Consider the following 14,876-nt stretch of genomic DNA (forward strand, 5'->3'; position numbering starts at 1 on the left):
GTTGAAGGATTTAGACCATGATGCGGGCGTCCGGCACAGCGGGGTTTCAGAGCCCATCCGCTACCGTCGCGTCTTCCCGGCTCACCCATGCGGTCGCGGCTTCGCTCGCCGTCGCCGCGCTTTCGCTGTGCCTGATCGTCACCCTGACGGTGTTGTCGACCAAGGCGACCATGGCGATGGGCCTGCCGGTCTGATTCCCGTTTCATCCTGGACCAGCCTTCAGGGCGCCGTGCGGCCCGCGCCGACCGGCATCGCGACAGGACGTCGATGAAATCACCTGTGGTAGTCGTTGCAATCACCCTGACTGCGGCCATCCTGGTCGCGGCCTCGCTGCTGATCATCGTCGGCACGCGCAAGGGCACGGGCACGTCGACGCTGCATGCGCCGACGCTGCAGCAGCGCGCGCACATGGTCTAAAGCGCGATGCGATTAGGATGAATCGTCATCGCGCTTTAGGTTATTGTTTGAGCATGATCTTTTCGGAAAACCGCTTCACACTTTTCCGGATCATGCTTTAAAATCATCCGAAAGCCTTACGCTTCCACGCAACCGCGCCTTAAGCACGCCGCACGAAATCGCATCGCAGTCACGCAACAATCAGCCAGTGTTGCGGCCTTACCTCTTTCGGGAGGAGCGAGACAGGTCCATGCGGTTCGGATGGCGTGCGATCTCCGGTCCGGCGCTGACGGCAGCGACCCTGCTGCTGGCGATGCTGCTCGATCGCTTCGTCCCCGCGCCCTCGCCCGCCCCGCTGTTCGTCGCCATCGTGGCTCTCGCCGGCGCGCTCGCAGGTCTCGCCTCCGCCGTGACGACCGCGATTGTCGCGGTGATCGGCGCGGCGCTGTTCTTCCTCAATCGCCACGGCGTCTCCGGCCATGGCGCCGCCGATCTGGCGCCGCTCGGCCTCCTGGCCGTCACCGTTTTCGGAACCGCCGGCATCACCGGGCTGATGCGCGAGCGGCTGCTCGGCAGTTTCGCGGCCGAGCGCCGCAGCCACGCCATTGCCGCGCGGCTGTCGGCCGCGCTCGACAAGGTCGATATCGGCATCGTGCTGCTCGATGCCGAGACCCGGGCCGAATTCATCAACCGCGCGTTCCGCGACTATTTTGCGGTGCCGGACGAGGTCGTCGAGGCGAAGCCACCCTTCATCGCGCTGATGTATCACGGCCGCGACACCGGCGCGTTCGCGCTGCCCGAGGACGAGCTCGGCACTTTCATCGCGCAGCGCATGGAGATGGTGCGGGTCGGCGATGCCACGCCGATCAACGTCGCGCTGCGCAACGGCGAGGTGCTGCGCTTCGTCTGCGCCGCACTGCCGGACGGCGGGCGGATGCTGAGCTACACGCCCGTGACCGACCTCGTGCGCCACACCGATGCGCCGGCGCGCGCCGACTACTACCGCTCGCTGCGCGATCCGACCGGCCGCAAGCTGATCCAGTACTTGCGCGTTGCGGAGTGAGGCGAGTGTGCGATTGATCGGCAATACGATCATCACGTATGAAGGACATCCCTTCATCGCGCACCTCCGAGATCGCGGAAATTCACATGTCGCTCATCATTCGCGCCGTCACCAGGCAGGATTACGATCAATGGCTGCCGCTGTGGGACGGCTACAACGCCTTTTACGGCCGCTCCGGTCCGACCGCGCTCGCGCCCGAGATCACTGCGATGACGTGGCAGCGCTTCTTCGATGCTTATGAGCCGATGCATGCGCTGGTCGCCGAGGACAACGGCCGCCTGCTCGGGCTGACGCATTATCTGTTCCATCGCAGCACCACCGCGATCGAGCCGTCCTGCTATCTGCAGGACCTGTTCACCTCCGAGGCCGCGCGCGGCAAGGGCGTCGGCTCGGCGCTGATCCATGGCGTCTACGAACGGGCGAAGCTGGCGGGATCGCCGCGTGTCTACTGGCAGACGCACGAGACCAATCTCACGGCGCAGCGCCTGTACGACAAGGTCGCGGAGCGCTCCGGTTTCATCGTCTATCGCAAGATCTTCTGAGTCGTGCCGGGAGCCTGTGGATAACTCCACCTGTCACCCGCGCGTAACACAGCAAGGCTAGGCTGCCCCTGCGTCTGGTCAGGCCCCCCGTCACCGATCATGCGCCCCAGCGGTCCCCGTCAGTCGCCGCGTCTGACAGGGGCCGCATTTTTTTGCTGGCAGCGTTACTTGGCAGCGTTACTTGGCGCCGCGCCCCACGGTCTGCATCACCTCGAAACCTTCGAACTGGGGATGGCCGAGATAAAGCGGCTTGTTGTCGCCGGCCTTATGATGCGCGGCGCGAAACGCTTCCGACTTGGTCCAGGCCTCAAACGCCGCATAATTCGCCCACACGGTGTGCGAGGCGTACAGCGTGTGGTCCTCGGCTTCCGGCCCGCGCAGCAGGTGAAACTCGATGAAGCCAGGCACCTTGTCGAGATGGGTGTCGCGCGTGAGCCAGACCTGCTCGAAGGCAGCCTCGGAGCCCTTGGCGACGCGGAAGCGATTCATGGCGATGTACATGGGGTGGTGTCTCCTGTGGGCGCGATCGTCAGGATGCGGTGCTCTCTCGCTCCCTCTCCCCGTTCTTACGGGGAGAGGGTGGGGTGAGGGGCTGCCTCCGCGAGTTCGGTCTCGATTGTAGGCGATGTGCGCGATGCACGCACGGTCAATGTGGGAATCGGATGGACTCCCCTCTCGGGAATAGTGTGCCTTGCCCCTCACCCGAATTGCTCAGGCGCACGCGCCTGAGCAATCCGACCTCTCCCCGCAGAAGGGCGGGGAGAGGTTAAGTCAGACCACAAGCCCCTTCATCGGCCTTGCGCTTGCGCTGTCGGGGAACACCGTCTCGGCCAGCGTGCGATCGGACAGGCCGAACTGATCTTGCAGCACGCCTTTGATCACCGAGCGCAGATCCGTGGTCGGCTTGAGGTCACGGCCCTCATACAGGTTCGCGAGCCTGAGGCCGGGCCAGTCCGCGATCACCCGGCCGCCTTGCACCGCGCCGCCGGCAAGCAAGGCGATCGTGCCGGTGCCGTGATCGGTCCCCTCGGTGCCGTTGATGCGCGCGGTGCGGCCGAACTCGGTGGCGACCACCACGACGGTGTCGCGCCAGCGATCCCTTAATCCGCTTTCGAATTCGGCGAGCGCGCCGTCGAGGCCGCCGAGCAGGAAGGCGAGACGCCCCACAGGGCCCCCTTCATTGGCCCTCAGCATGTCGGCGAAGCGCCCGAGCACGTGCGGCCTGATCGCCTCGCGCTCGAACGCCCCGGCCCAGATCCGCGCCAGCTCGCCCTTGCTGGCGGAGATGCAGAAATGATTGGACCAGAACGCGACCAAGCGCTCGGTGAAGCCGCATTCGGCGAGCGTGGCGCGCTGCAGCCGCGCCAGCGCCTCGGCGCGAAAGGTTTTCTGGATGACGTTGAGCGGCTGCGGCGCAGGCTTGGCGGCGGGCTGCGGCGCGGGCGCGTTCGGCTGCATGGTCTCCGGCCGAACGGTGTTCTCGGCGGGCTTTGCATCGGCCATTTGGCCGGTGATCTCTGCCGCTGCATTCAGCGAGAGATTGCGGCGCAAGGGCGCGTTCTGATCGGCGGGCGGCGTCTCGGCGGGCGCAGCAGCCTTCGCCGCCTCACGCGCCTGCTTGACCTGGTCCTGATAGGCAAACACGGCCTGCCCGAGCTGCGGCGTCGATTGCAGGCCCGGCGCTTCCAGCAGCACGCCATTGGCACGCGAAAGCTCCGCCTTCACGAAGCCGCGCGGGTCGGAGCTCGCGTTGACGAGATCGCCCGATGCACCGCCGCGGGCGCCGAAGCCGAAGCGGTTGAGCGCGACGAGGGCGGCTTGCGAATCGCGGGCCATCGATGATCTGTCCTTCGCGCGTTGCGAGGTGCTTTCCTTTCGACCCGGTCGGCGCGTAATATACTGCAGCGGCAGATGAACCCGCCATGAAAATGACGGCGAAGCTTCGACGTAAAACATGACAAATCCGAAAGAAATCCCGTCAGCGCCGGCACTTGCGCGCCGTCTCACCTGTTCCCGTTGCGGCAGCGAATTCGGCTGCGATCTCTCAGGCAATTGCTGGTGCGCGGAGGAGACGGCACGGCTGCCGATGCCGATCGAGGGGGAGGATTGCCTGTGCCGGGAATGTTTGCGGAAAGCGGCGACGCGTAGCCCGGATGGAGCGCAAGCGTAATCCGGGAATCGTTCCGCTAGCACCGGCCCAGGATTTCGCTGCGCTCCATCCGGGCTACGAAGTTTACACCTCATGTCCTGGCGATTTGCGCGCCAAGCCGTCGAATGCATCCAGCAGCTTTTCGCGCCAGGCATAGACCGGATCATCCGCTTCGAGCAGCTTGAACGGGCTGACCACGCGCGCCCATTGGAATCCGCCGAACACGATGTAATCGGCGTAGTTCGGTGCCTGCCCGCCGAGAAAAGGTTGCGTCTTGAACGTCTGCCGCATGATCTCGAGCGATTTGCGGAACGCGACGATGCCGGTGTCGCGGCCCGCCATGATCTCCTCGAGCGTCTTGCCGCCGAAGCGCGCCTCGCGCGACTTGCGGAAATAGGCGGCATCGACCTCATTCAGATTGTTCGGGATATCGGCGATGATGAGCGGAAAGATGCCGCCGACGATGGCGATGTCGCCCCACGCATTGATCATGCGCGCCATCGCGCGGCCGCCCTCGCCGCCGAACAGCGACGGGCGATCCGGAAAAGTGTCCTCGAGATAGTTCGCGATGGTCCAGGAATCGACGATCGGCTTGTCATGATGCAACAGCACCGGGACCTTCTCCGAGCCGTGCGGCGCGATCGCGCTCTTCTCGGTGAAGCGCCAGGGCAGCGATTCCGCCGCAAGGCCCTTGTGCGCGAGCGCCATCCGGGTGCGCCAGCAATACGGGCTGAAGGGGCGCGCGGGATCGGTGCCGACGAGTTCGTAGAGTTTGAGCGACATTGAGCAGTGCTCCGTCATTGCGAGCGCAGCGAAGCAATCCGGGCTGCTTCCGCGAAAGACATTCTGGATTGCTTCGCTGGCGCTCGCAATGACGATGTGGAGAGAGCTGCGCTATGTCTTCTCCCTCTCCCCGTTCTTACGGGGAGAGGTTGGGGTGAGGGGCTGCCTCCGCAATCACAGTGAGAGACGGACTCGCGGAGACTCCCCCTCATCTGCCAGGCTTCGCGTGTCGGCCTCTCCCCGCAGGCGGGGAGAGGCAAAGAAACTACCGCCCGTTGGCGCGCAACAGCCTCTCGCCGCCTTCCGTCACCGCGATCACCAGCCCGAGACCGGCAATCGTCTCACGCGCGACGTAGCCGCGCTCGGCGGCGTCTTCCCAGATGGTGAGGCGCGGGCACGAGGTCTTCCAGGTCGCGAGCACCTCGGCGTAGACGCGCGGCTCGCGCGCGACCCATTCGACGAAGTCCAGCACCAGCGGATCGGCGTTACAGCTCATTGCAAACCTCCCTTGTCGAAGGCGGCCAGAACCGGCGCACGCAGCAACAGCCAGCCGCCGTGGACGATGTAGTAGCAGGCGATGGTGGTGATCAGCTTGTTGGACCAGGCGATGAACTGCTGGTCGGTCATGGCTTCGAGGATGCGCCGCGCCAGCGTGGTGCCGAGCATCGAGGCTGCGATGGCGACGGCAGCGAGCACGGGATCGAGGCCCGCGGCCTGGTCGATGATGCCGCCGAAATAGATCAGCTTGGTGAAATGGCTGACGACCTGGCACATCGCCTTGGTCGCCACCTTCTCGCGCCGGCCGAAATCGCCGCCGAGGAAGAAGGTGTCGAGCAGCGGGCCGGAGACGCCGGTCATCAGCATCAGGCCCATGCAGATCGTGCCGTAGACCGTGCCCTGCCAGAGGCTATCAGGGTCCGGCTTGACGTTCGCCGGCAAAAGCCGCGCCATGAACGGGGTGATGCCGAGCAGCAGCAGCGCGACCGGCTTGTCCGGCACGTAGCGGGTCAGCGACCACGCCGCGAGCGCGAGGGCCGCGCCGACCATGTAGTTCGCAACCGGCCGCCAGCGGATATGCGCCCGCCACAGGAACGCGCGCCAGCCGTTCGAAGCCATCTGCGTGACCGCATGCAGCACCATCGCGGTCGGCAGCGGCATCAGTGCCAGCAGCACGCCGATCAGGATCAGCCCGCCCGCCATGCCGAACAGCCCCGACAGGAACGCGGTGGCCACCATCAGCAATCCGAGGGCAGCGATCATGATGGGCGTCACGAAAGGAATCTCCCGAGGGCGAGTGAGGGACGCAAACTGTTTCACTCCCTCGCCCCGCGAGGAGAGGCGAAGGCACCGCGCCTGCTTCAACAAATCAGCACGAATTACGCTGATGTTTGTGCCTCGCTTGCGCCTGTTCCGCAAACTGAGATATCTTGCCCTGGCATCAGCTTTCCTGAGGGTGGGTCATTTGCGGCGGCTGCTGTTTCTCAACGGCATCAAGGCGTTCGAGGCGGCGGCACGGACCGGCAGCTTTGCTGCGGCCGGGCTGGAGCTGAGCGTATCGGCGGCCGCCGTCAGCCGCATGGTGCACCTGCTCGAAGAGCGGCTCGGCGTCGCCTTGTTCGAGCGCAAGGCCAACAGGCTCGTGCTGACGCAGGCCGGCCGCGCCTATCAGAGCGGGCTGACTCCGATCTTCGATGCGCTGGCGAGCCTCACGGCGCAGGTGACGGCGCCTGCGAGCGTGCGCGTGCTCACCATCGGCGTCGGCCACACCTTTGCGATGCGCTGGCTGATCCCGCGCCTGTCGGAGTTTCGCAGCGAGGAGCCCGACATCGAGGTGCGCTTCACCACCGGCGGCGCCGCGGTGCCGTTCGGCGAGGACTGGAATTGCGGCATCAAGCTCGGCACCGGCGACTGGCCCGGCCTCGTCGCCGAGCCGCTGTTCGCGGGCGACCTCACCCCCGTCTGCGTGCCGCGCCTTGCTGGCGGATTGAAGCGCCCGGGCGACCTGAAAGGACCGAGCCTGATCCGCGTCGCGCACTCACCCGAGGACTGGCCGATCTGGCTGAAGGCGGCGGGCACGGCGAGGATCAACGCGCGCGGGCCCGAGTTCCAGTTCTCTACGGCCAGGCGCTGCAGGCCGCGGCCGACGGGCTCGGCATCGCCATGGGCATCCGCCCCTATATCGACGACGATCTTGCGGCCGGCCGACTGGTGGCGCCGTTCGACTTGTCAGTGCCCAAGGGCATGCGCTGGTACCTGCTCTATCGCAGCTTCCAGACCGAGCAGCGCGACTTTGCCGCCTTCCGCCGCTGGATCATGCGGGCGGCATCGGAACCCGCCGCCCGCCCGCGCCGGATCGGCCGCGCCGCAGCGCGGAACTGAAGCCTGGCGGGCAAAAAAGCCGTCTGCTTGTGAACGGCTTCACATCCCAAATTCCGCAGACGTGGTCTCGTGACCCTCCGAAAAGAAACGTGGGACCTACACTCATGACGACCCTCTACGACGGCTTTGACATCGAATCCTTCGAAGCTGGCAAGGGGCTGTGGCACGCGCGGATCCGCCGGGCCGATCTCAGCCCGGTGGCCATCGACGGCGTGCTGTTTCCGGCCATGGAAGTCGGGTTCGCCTGGCCCGATCGCGATGCCGCGATTGCCGATGCCAAGCACCACATCGATCGTTTTCGGCTGCGGACCGGCGGCGACGACGAATAGGCGGTCCGCCAGGCCGACCAGAGACAGGGCGGCGAAAAAAGGGGGAACCGGTCATGTCCATCATCGAAACCGATGCAGCGCGGCCGCGGATCTACGCCCGCGCAGTGCTGTCCAACTGCCCGGAATGCGACAGCGATCTCACGGTGCTCCGTGTGATCGGCGGCCGTGCCGGATGCGAGTACTGGGCCATGCGCTGCACCGACTGCGGCGGCATTCATCTCGACATCCTCGAGCCGAATGTCACCGCCGGAGACGACGAGGGGCCGCTGCCGGCGGCGTGAACCGCAGGGCTGCTGCCAACCTGCTGTCAGCAGCCTGCATCGCCAGGGGCATTCACCCTTTATTGCGGGGCGGACTCGTCCCATATTCGCCTGATGGCGAAGAAACCTGCATCCTCCGAAAAATCCAGCAAATCCCCCAAGACCAAGGCTCCGAACTCGAAGGCGCATCGCCCCGACGTGCAGCCGATCGGGCCGGCGCTGGCTGAACTGCTGAATCCCGCGATCAATCGCGGCGATGCCGGACTTGGCTCGGGCACCGGCCTGCAGCCGCCGCCGGATAATTCGCGCGACCGCCGCGCCGGGGGCGAGGCCGCCGCGCATCGCGCGCGGGCTTCGACGCCGAAGGAGTTTCCGCAAGATGCGGCGCGGCCGATGCCGCTGCGGCCCAATCCGCAGCCGCCGGGCGCCCGTCAGTCCGGCGAGCTTGCCGGGCTGGAGGAGGCGCCGCAGGCCAATTACGGAACTGCGGCCACCATCCCGACGCTCGATCCGGAACTGGCGCGGCAGCTCGGCCTGCCCACCGAGGAGGACGATGCCGAAGCGCTGGCGCGTCCGCCGCGTTCCAAGATGGAGGCACTGGGCGTCAAGGCCACCGCGGATGCGCTGGAATCGCTGATCCGCGAGGGCCGGCCGGAATTCCGCAAGGGCGACGGCTCCATGAAGGTGTGGACGCCGCACCGGCCGCCGCGCCCGGAGAAGTCCGAAGGCGGTGTCCGCTTCGAGATCAAGTCGTCCTACGAGCCGAAGGGCGACCAGCCGACCGCGATCGCCGAGCTGGTCGAGGGCATCAACCGCAACGACCGTTCGCAGGTGCTGCTGGGCGTCACCGGCTCGGGCAAGACCTACACCATGGCCAAGGTGATCGAGGCGACGCAGCGCCCGGCCCTGATCCTGGCGCCGAACAAGACGCTGGCCGCCCAGCTCTATGGCGAGTTCAAGAACTTCTTCCCCGACAACGCAGTCGAGTATTTCGTCAGCTATTACGATTACTACCAGCCGGAAGCGTATGTGCCCCGCACGGACACGTACATCGAAAAGGATTCCTCGATCAACGAGCAGATCGACCGCATGCGCCACTCGGCGACGCGCGCGCTGCTCGAACGCGACGACGTCATCATCGTCGCCTCGGTGTCCTGCATCTACGGTATCGGCTCGGTCGAGACCTACACCGCGATGACCTTCGCGCTGAAGAAGGGCGAGCGCATCGACCAGCGCCAGCTGATCGCCGATCTCGTCGCGCTGCAGTACAAGCGCACCCAGGCCGATTTCACCCGCGGCACGTTTCGCGTGCGCGGCGACGTCATCGACATCTTCCCGGCGCACTATGAAGACCGCGCTTGGCGCGTGAACCTGTTCGGCGACACCATCGAGACCATCGAGGAGTTCGATCCGCTCACCGGCCACAAGCAGGACGAGCTCGAATTCATCAAGATGTACGCCAACTCGCACTATGTGACGCCGCGCCCGACGCTGGTGCAGGCGATCAAGTCGATCAAGTTCGAGCTCAAGCAGCGGCTCGACCAGCTCAATAACCAGGGCCGCCTGCTGGAAGCGCAGCGGCTGGAGCAGCGCACCACCTTCGACCTCGAGATGATGGAGGCGACGGGCAGCTGCGCCGGCATCGAGAACTATTCGCGCTACCTCACCGGCCGCCGCCCCGGCGAGCCGCCGCCGACGCTGTTCGAATACGTGCCCGACAACGCGCTGATCTTCGCCGACGAAAGCCACGTCACCATCCCGCAGATCGGCGCCATGTTCCGCGGCGACTTCCGTCGCAAGGCGACACTGGCCGAATACGGCTTCCGCCTGCCCTCCTGCATGGACAACCGCCCGCTCCGCTTCGAGGAATGGGACATGATGCGGCCGCAGACCGTCGCGGTGTCGGCGACCCCGGGCAGCTGGGAGCTGAACGAGAGCGGCGGCGTGTTCGTCGAGCAGGTCATTCGCCCCACCGGGCTGATTGATCCTCCCGTTGATATTCGCCCCGCCCGCACGCAGGTCGACGATCTCGTCGGCGAAGTGCGCGCCACCGCGCAGGCGGGCTATCGCTCACTGATCACGGTCCTCACAAAGCGCATGGCGGAGGACCTCACCGAATATCTGCATGAGCAGGGCATCCGCGTGCGCTACATGCACAGCGATATCGACACGATCGAGCGCATCGAGATCATCCGCGACTTGCGCCTCGGTGCCTTCGACGCGCTGGTCGGCATCAACCTCTTGCGCGAGGGCCTCGACATCCCCGAATGCGCCCTGGTCGCCATCCTCGACGCCGACAAGGAAGGCTTTCTGCGCAGCGAGACCTCGCTGATCCAGACCATCGGCCGCGCCGCGCGCAACGTCGACGGCAAGGTGATCCTCTATGCCGACCAGATGACGGGGTCGATGGAGCGCGCCATCGCCGAGACCAACCGCCGCCGCGAGAAGCAGGTCGAGTATAACAACGCCAACGGCATCACGCCGGAGAGCGTGAAGAAGCAGATCGGCGACATCCTCAACTCGGTCTACGAGCGCGACCACGTGCTGGTCGAGGTCGGCGGCCACGACATGACCGACGACGTCATCTCGATCGGCCACAATTTCGAAGCCGTGCTCGCCGATCTCGAAACGAGGATGCGCGAGGCCGCCGCCGATCTGAACTTCGAGGAAGCCGCCCGCCTGCGCGACGAGGTCAAGCGCCTGCGCGCGACCGAGCTCGCCGTGGTCGACGACCCCACCGCCAAGCAGCGCACCGTCGCGACCAAGGCGGGCGCCTATGCAGGAGCGAAGAAATACGGCGATGCCGCCAACCTCCCGGTCAGCGCCATGAAGAACAAGAGTGCCGCAACCGCGCTGAAGGCCGGCGGCGGCAAAGGCTCCCGCGTGCACAAGCCGCATCTCGACGAGATGCACGGCCCGGAATCGCTGCCCTATCGCGAGAGCCGCGCGCTGCCGTCAAAGCCGTTCGGCAGCACCAGCAGGATCATCCAGCCGACGGATTCGCGGCAGTCAGGGCCGGAGTTCGGGCCGGCGCCGAAGTCGACCGGTGGGGCGCCGGGACGAAGGGGTGGGTGGAAGAAGAGGTAGACGCGTAGGTTTATCGGTGACGTTCGTGGTTACCCCCCTCACCCCACGCTCGCCGTCACCACGGCCATCACCGACAGCAGCAGCACGATCGTCACCAGTTGCAGCGAGGCGACGGGCTGGGTGCGCCAGGCCGTGATTTTGTCGGAGAGCGACAGATGGGCCTCGAAGAATTTCGGCTCGTAGACGGTCTTGAACAGGTGCGGGAAGCTCGGGCCGAGGGTCACGGCGATCAGGGCGTGGGTGAACGAGGCGAAGGCGACGAAGATGGCGACGCCGGGATCGCCGACGAGGTCGTGGTTGCCAACGAGCTTGAGCAGGAAGGCCGCGGTGGCGAAGGTCGGGAAGCTCTGCAGGGCCGCGGTCAGCGCGAGGCCTTCGAGCGCGTTATGCAGGCGGGACTTTCTCGTGGCGGCGATGGTGGCCATGGCACGTCTCCCTGATGACTTGGGGATGACGGTAGCGGCGTCTGGACAGGCGCGACGTGAGATGGATCACGCAGGCCGGCGATGCCGGCTGCGTCTGTCCCCTCCACGTTCACGCAAGCTTCGGCGCACGAGAGCGGGCCGCCTATGTTGCCGGCGCGCGGCTTTGCGGGTTCGTCCACGCGGGCTTGCACACCAAGCAGCCGAAGACGCCGCGAACCCCATGAACCGGGCATTGCGCTCGCACGTCAAAACCTCTGCAAACATCCCTGTGATCTTGCGGATTGCGCCGGCGTGAGACCACGCGCTAGGCTTGCAAAAGGCACAAGACCAAGGAGAGCGGGTGGGAATGACGGTGGAGCAGCTGAATCGCCAACGCGTCGTGCACCTGCTCGATGCCTTCGCGCGCGGCGATATCGAGACGGCGCTGGCCAGCTGCACCGACGACGTCTATTTCCTCACCCACGCCCCGATTGACGTGCTGCCACATCTGGTGCCGCGCCACGGCAAGCAGGAGCTGCGCGAGCTGTGGCAGACGGTCTGGTCGCGCTATTCGGAGGTTCGTTACAAGACGCCGCATATCGTCGCCGAGGGCGAGGCCGTCGCGACCTACATGCACGCTTTTTTCAAGAAGCGCAGCAACGACCGCATCGTGCAGTTCGACATGGCGGTGTTCTACACGTTTCGCGGCGGACTGGTGGCGGAGATGCGCGAGATCATCGATTCCTACGACCTGGTGCAGCAGGTGCTGGAACGGGAGATCGGGCCGCTGATTGCCGGGGCGGACTGAGCGCCGGGACCCGGACAATTACGGGGTTGTATTGTAAATCTCACAAAACCCGTTCAAGTGTGCATTGCGAAAACGTGAATTGCGTTTTGGCCGAAATCTGCTAATTTGTTCGTATACAAATGAGTTGAGCCCTGGCGCCTTGGTGCGCATGGGGTTGTTTGCCGTTTTTTTCCGTAAAGCCAGCTTCAGGACTGCCCCAAATGACAGAGCACAGCCTCTGGCGTTTCTCGCGTGCGTTGCACCGCGCGATCAACGACCGGGATTTTAGGGATATCGAGGCCCTGATCGACGAGGACGTCGAGTGGGCGCTCTACGGCCCGATCGACATGTTTCCGTTCCTCGGCGCGCGCCAGGGCAAGGATGCCGTGCTCGACGTCATCCGCCAGCTCGCCGACAATTTCCAGGTCCGCCGCTTCGACCGCGAGAGCATCATGCTGGGCGTCGATTCCGCCGCCTCGATGGTGCGCTATTCGCTGACGGCGCTGGATTCCAACAAGCCGATCAGCCTGCGCGTGGCGCAGTTCGCCCAGTTCAAGGCCGGCAAGCTGATCAGCATGCGGGTGCTGATCGACACCTTCGACCTGGTCGAGCAGGCACTCGGCCGCGCCATTCATCTGCCGAAGATGACCAGCGTCGGCTAACGCATGATCCGGCCCCGAAGGGCCGCGTTAGCGCAAAGTGCGAAGCGGTTTTCCGAGAAGATCATGCGCAAACAACAACCTGAAGCGCGATGATGATCATCGCGCTTTAGGGGGGACGCCAACGGGCCCCGCTGTTCGGGACCGATGACGAGGCGATCGCGACGTCCTGGCCTCCAGCCCCGCCGGATGCCGTCGCATCACGAACCTGTCATCGGGCGCGCGCCTTTCGCGCGGCCCGTTGGTTCGCCTCCCCTTGCGAACCGCCACAATTCCGCAACGATAAATCGGCACTTTCGGCGCCGGAATGGCGCATGGTCATTGCGACCGCTATAGTGAGGCGGACAGCATGCGCTGGGGTTCGTGGGCAGGACGATGGAATTCTCGACAGGGTTTGGCTTGACCAGGCTGCCGTTGCTGGCGGCCGCATTCATCTTGGGCTCGGTGCTGACCTTACAGGCACAGATCATTCCGCCCTTCTCCTCACCCGCATCCGACGACGAGGCCGAGGCGGCCGAAGCCCCCGACGTCAATGATCCCGACATCATGAAGGGCATCGACGTCGACAAGCTCGACTGGAGCCAGATCGCGGTCGATGCTGGGACCGGCATCGACCCGATGGCCGCCAAGAAGCGCGCGCAGGCCGCCGCCAGGGAAGGCCTCGACTGGTCGTCGAATCCCAATGCCAACGGCTCCTCGGCGGTGACCGTGAAGCAATCGGTGTCCTCGTTCTGGGATACCCGAGTCGGCGCCGACATGACGCTGGCGAGCGAGCCCAGGACGATGTCCGAGCTGCTGGCGCAGAAGGCCACCAACGGCGGCAACCTGCCGCAATCCTCGGGCAGCGCCTGGGCGACGGCAACCGCGCCGGGCGCGGGCGCGATCTGGGACAAGACCGCGGTGGAAGCCAGGGTCGATCCCGGCGCCGAGCACAGCAAGATCGGGGCGTCGCTGACCAAATCGGTGCCGCTGTCAGGCGACACCTCGCTGACGCTGCAGAACGGCTATAGCGTCAACCAGCAGGGCACCAGTGCGGTCCCCGGCATCGGCGGCCACGTCACGCGCAATTACGAGACCGACCAGAGCGCCAAGGTCACCGTGACCGACACCGGCACCAGCATCGTTGCCGGCCAGACGCTGTCGACCACCGACGACAAATGGCTGCGCAAGCTCGGCGCCGAGCAGAAGCTGTTCGACAACGTCACCGTATCAGGCTCGGTCGGTGAAACCTCGCAAGGCACGCTGAACAAGAGCGTGACGGCGGGCTTCAAGAAGAGCTGGTGAGGCCGGCGCCTCTCCCCGCCTGCGGGGAGAAGGCCATCACCGCGGCAGCATTCACCCTTCCCTAACCATACGCCACGGCAAAACCCCCGAATGGTCCGGCCTTGCCGCATCTCGGCCCATTTGCGGTCAAAATCGGACGCCCTGATACGGCCTGCCTCACAGACGTCGTCGTGCGGGGGACACTCGCGCTGCGCTCAACGCGAACAGGGGAATAACGATGAACGCCATGCGTCCCGAAAAGATCGAAGCCACCGAGACCGAGACGGTCGACACCAACCTCGCCGCCGTGACCGAGGTCGAAGCCGGCATCCGCGACTTCGTCCGCAACGACATCGCCTATCTGCGCCGTCCGGCCGCGACCACCACCGACGCGCCGCCGCTCGATCCGAGCGCGGAAGCCACCGTCAATAACGTCAACTCGCTGATCCAGCGCGTCGCCGGCACTTCGCTCGCCGAGATCGAGAATTTGATCTCCGAGCTCGAGAGCCTGCGCGACCTGCTCCACGCCGAAGGCCAGCGCGTCCAGCGCGAGATCTCCGGCTACGCCCAGCTCAGCCAGGCCGCGATGAAATCGACCCGCATGATCGCCGACAACGTCGCGCAGTGGAAGCGCGCCGCCGACGGCCTGCGCAACAGCTGATCGCCGGCACGAACGCATCATTGGCCGCCGCGTTCCGGAAGGGAGCGCGGCGGTTTTGATTTGTTGGTGGGTCACGCAGCCGTTTCTCCAACACAGGTGTCATCACCCGCCTAG

At 65.5% G+C, this 14,876-nt stretch carries 18 protein-coding genes and 1 pseudogene; 13 read left to right on the plus strand and 6 right to left on the minus strand.

Going from position 1 to position 14,876, the window contains the following annotated elements; all coding sequences use genetic code 11:
- Positions 1–17: 17 nt before the first annotated feature.
- The 4 genes from I6F33_RS23785 to I6F33_RS23800 all read left to right on the plus strand — a co-directional run bounded on the left by I6F33_RS23785 (position 18) and on the right by I6F33_RS23800 (position 2,001).
- Positions 18–194 (plus strand): hypothetical protein, encoded by a 177-nt coding sequence (locus tag I6F33_RS23785; RefSeq protein WP_162832045.1) that lies wholly within the window; start codon positions 18–20, stop codon positions 192–194.
- Between the two features lie 73 nt (positions 195–267).
- Entirely contained in the window at positions 268–417 is a 150-nt protein-coding gene (locus I6F33_RS23790) for a hypothetical protein (RefSeq protein WP_036009463.1), read from the plus strand.
- A 229-nt stretch (positions 418–646) separates the two neighbouring features.
- A complete protein-coding gene (locus tag I6F33_RS23795; RefSeq protein ID WP_225144292.1) occupies positions 647–1,459 on the plus strand; it encodes a PAS-domain containing protein in 813 nt (270 codons plus the stop codon).
- A gap of 86 nt (positions 1,460–1,545) precedes the next feature.
- The gene (locus I6F33_RS23800; protein ID WP_036030968.1) at positions 1,546–2,001 is read left to right on the plus strand and encodes a GNAT family N-acetyltransferase; all 456 of its coding nucleotides are present in this window, start codon (positions 1,546–1,548) and stop codon (positions 1,999–2,001) included.
- 177 nt (positions 2,002–2,178) lie between these two features.
- Here the strand turns inward: I6F33_RS23800 and I6F33_RS23805 are convergent, their stop codons facing one another.
- The gene (locus I6F33_RS23805) at positions 2,179–2,502 is read right to left on the minus strand and encodes an antibiotic biosynthesis monooxygenase (RefSeq protein ID WP_036030903.1); all 324 of its coding nucleotides are present in this window, start codon (positions 2,500–2,502) and stop codon (positions 2,179–2,181) included.
- A 270-nt stretch (positions 2,503–2,772) separates the two neighbouring features.
- Positions 2,773–3,837, minus strand: a complete 1,065-nt coding sequence (locus I6F33_RS23810) for a DUF1800 family protein (protein ID WP_225144293.1) — start codon at positions 3,835–3,837, stop codon at positions 2,773–2,775.
- 118 nt (positions 3,838–3,955) lie between these two features.
- Here I6F33_RS23810 and I6F33_RS23815 point away from each other — a divergent pair, with 118 nt between their 5' ends.
- The gene (locus I6F33_RS23815) at positions 3,956–4,171 is read left to right on the plus strand and encodes a cysteine-rich CWC family protein (protein ID WP_225144294.1); all 216 of its coding nucleotides are present in this window, start codon (positions 3,956–3,958) and stop codon (positions 4,169–4,171) included.
- A 63-nt stretch (positions 4,172–4,234) separates the two neighbouring features.
- Here the strand turns inward: I6F33_RS23815 and I6F33_RS23820 are convergent, their stop codons facing one another.
- The 3 genes from I6F33_RS23820 to I6F33_RS23830 form a co-directional block, all read right to left on the minus strand.
- Positions 4,235–4,933: a glutathione S-transferase family protein gene (locus I6F33_RS23820; protein WP_225144295.1), complete on the minus strand. Its 699-nt coding sequence runs from the start codon at positions 4,931–4,933 to the stop codon at positions 4,235–4,237.
- Between the two features lie 265 nt (positions 4,934–5,198).
- Positions 5,199–5,429, minus strand: a complete 231-nt coding sequence (locus I6F33_RS23825) for a hypothetical protein (RefSeq protein WP_036009448.1) — start codon at positions 5,427–5,429, stop codon at positions 5,199–5,201.
- Entirely contained in the window at positions 5,426–6,205 is a 780-nt protein-coding gene (locus I6F33_RS23830) for a sulfite exporter TauE/SafE family protein (protein ID WP_225144296.1), read from the minus strand. Before I6F33_RS23830 ends, I6F33_RS23825 begins: the two co-directional genes overlap by 4 nt.
- Positions 6,206–6,395: 190 nt before the next feature.
- Here I6F33_RS23830 and I6F33_RS23835 point away from each other — a divergent pair.
- The 4 genes and pseudogenes from I6F33_RS23835 to uvrB all read left to right on the plus strand — a co-directional run bounded on the left by I6F33_RS23835 (position 6,396) and on the right by uvrB (position 10,988).
- A pseudogene (locus I6F33_RS23835) lies at positions 6,396–7,312 on the plus strand (LysR substrate-binding domain-containing protein).
- 104 nt (positions 7,313–7,416) lie between these two features.
- Entirely contained in the window at positions 7,417–7,641 is a 225-nt protein-coding gene (locus I6F33_RS23840; RefSeq protein ID WP_036009439.1) for a hypothetical protein, read from the plus strand.
- 53 nt (positions 7,642–7,694) lie between these two features.
- On the plus strand, positions 7,695–7,922 hold the full coding sequence (locus I6F33_RS23845) for a hypothetical protein (protein ID WP_225144297.1): 228 nt from the start codon (positions 7,695–7,697) through the stop codon (positions 7,920–7,922).
- A gap of 93 nt (positions 7,923–8,015) precedes the next feature.
- Positions 8,016–10,988, plus strand: coding sequence for an excinuclease ABC subunit UvrB (uvrB, locus tag I6F33_RS23850; protein ID WP_225144298.1), 2,973 nt, complete (start codon positions 8,016–8,018; stop codon positions 10,986–10,988).
- A gap of 38 nt (positions 10,989–11,026) precedes the next feature.
- Here uvrB and I6F33_RS23855 read toward each other — a convergent pair whose 3' ends face one another.
- On the minus strand, positions 11,027–11,413 hold the full coding sequence (locus I6F33_RS23855; RefSeq protein WP_225144299.1) for a hypothetical protein: 387 nt from the start codon (positions 11,411–11,413) through the stop codon (positions 11,027–11,029).
- Between the two features lie 346 nt (positions 11,414–11,759).
- Here I6F33_RS23855 and I6F33_RS23860 point away from each other — a divergent pair, with 346 nt between their 5' ends.
- From I6F33_RS23860 to I6F33_RS23875, 4 genes are all read left to right on the plus strand, one after another.
- The gene (locus I6F33_RS23860; RefSeq protein WP_225140462.1) at positions 11,760–12,200 is read left to right on the plus strand and encodes a nuclear transport factor 2 family protein; all 441 of its coding nucleotides are present in this window, start codon (positions 11,760–11,762) and stop codon (positions 12,198–12,200) included.
- Positions 12,201–12,400: 200 nt separating this feature from the next.
- Positions 12,401–12,841 carry a nuclear transport factor 2 family protein gene (locus I6F33_RS23865; protein WP_109145308.1) on the plus strand — a complete coding sequence of 147 codons (441 nt, stop codon included), beginning with the start codon at positions 12,401–12,403 and terminating at the stop codon, positions 12,839–12,841.
- Between the two features lie 372 nt (positions 12,842–13,213).
- The gene (locus I6F33_RS23870) at positions 13,214–14,122 is read left to right on the plus strand and encodes a hypothetical protein (RefSeq protein WP_225144300.1); all 909 of its coding nucleotides are present in this window, start codon (positions 13,214–13,216) and stop codon (positions 14,120–14,122) included.
- A gap of 217 nt (positions 14,123–14,339) precedes the next feature.
- Positions 14,340–14,762 (plus strand): hypothetical protein, encoded by a 423-nt coding sequence (locus I6F33_RS23875; RefSeq protein ID WP_036009414.1) that lies wholly within the window; start codon positions 14,340–14,342, stop codon positions 14,760–14,762.
- The last annotated feature ends 114 nt before the right edge of the window (positions 14,763–14,876 follow it).

This window comes from Bradyrhizobium sp. BRP20 (assembly GCF_020194215.1).
GTDB lineage: Bacteria > Pseudomonadota > Alphaproteobacteria > Rhizobiales > Xanthobacteraceae > Bradyrhizobium > Bradyrhizobium yuanmingense.

What these genes read in the sequence shown, in the direction of transcription:
- I6F33_RS23795 (WP_225144292.1), top strand. Translation starts at nt 647, where the DNA reads ATGCGGTTCGGATGGCGTGCGATCTCCGGTCCGGCGCTGACGGCAGCG.
- I6F33_RS23875 (WP_036009414.1), top strand. Translation starts at nt 14,340, where the DNA reads ATGAACGCCATGCGTCCCGAAAAGATCGAAGCCACCGAGACCGAGACG.
- I6F33_RS23820 (WP_225144295.1), bottom strand. Translation starts at nt 4,933, where the DNA reads ATGTCGCTCAAACTCTACGAACTCGTCGGCACCGATCCCGCGCGCCCC.
- I6F33_RS23815 (WP_225144294.1), top strand. Translation starts at nt 3,956, where the DNA reads ATGACAAATCCGAAAGAAATCCCGTCAGCGCCGGCACTTGCGCGCCGT.
- I6F33_RS23805 (WP_036030903.1), bottom strand. Translation starts at nt 2,502, where the DNA reads ATGTACATCGCCATGAATCGCTTCCGCGTCGCCAAGGGCTCCGAGGCT.
- I6F33_RS23810 (WP_225144293.1), bottom strand. Translation starts at nt 3,837, where the DNA reads ATGGCCCGCGATTCGCAAGCCGCCCTCGTCGCGCTCAACCGCTTCGGC.
- I6F33_RS23845 (WP_225144297.1), top strand. Translation starts at nt 7,695, where the DNA reads ATGTCCATCATCGAAACCGATGCAGCGCGGCCGCGGATCTACGCCCGC.
- I6F33_RS23855 (WP_225144299.1), bottom strand. Translation starts at nt 11,413, where the DNA reads ATGGCCACCATCGCCGCCACGAGAAAGTCCCGCCTGCATAACGCGCTC.
- I6F33_RS23870 (WP_225144300.1), top strand. Translation starts at nt 13,214, where the DNA reads ATGGAATTCTCGACAGGGTTTGGCTTGACCAGGCTGCCGTTGCTGGCG.
- I6F33_RS23840 (WP_036009439.1), top strand. Translation starts at nt 7,417, where the DNA reads ATGACGACCCTCTACGACGGCTTTGACATCGAATCCTTCGAAGCTGGC.
- I6F33_RS23800 (WP_036030968.1), top strand. Translation starts at nt 1,546, where the DNA reads ATGTCGCTCATCATTCGCGCCGTCACCAGGCAGGATTACGATCAATGG.
- uvrB (WP_225144298.1), top strand. Translation starts at nt 8,016, where the DNA reads ATGGCGAAGAAACCTGCATCCTCCGAAAAATCCAGCAAATCCCCCAAG.
- I6F33_RS23790 (WP_036009463.1), top strand. Translation starts at nt 268, where the DNA reads ATGAAATCACCTGTGGTAGTCGTTGCAATCACCCTGACTGCGGCCATC.
- I6F33_RS23785 (WP_162832045.1), top strand. Translation starts at nt 18, where the DNA reads ATGATGCGGGCGTCCGGCACAGCGGGGTTTCAGAGCCCATCCGCTACC.
- I6F33_RS23865 (WP_109145308.1), top strand. Translation starts at nt 12,401, where the DNA reads ATGACAGAGCACAGCCTCTGGCGTTTCTCGCGTGCGTTGCACCGCGCG.
- I6F33_RS23825 (WP_036009448.1), bottom strand. Translation starts at nt 5,429, where the DNA reads ATGAGCTGTAACGCCGATCCGCTGGTGCTGGACTTCGTCGAATGGGTC.
- I6F33_RS23860 (WP_225140462.1), top strand. Translation starts at nt 11,760, where the DNA reads ATGACGGTGGAGCAGCTGAATCGCCAACGCGTCGTGCACCTGCTCGAT.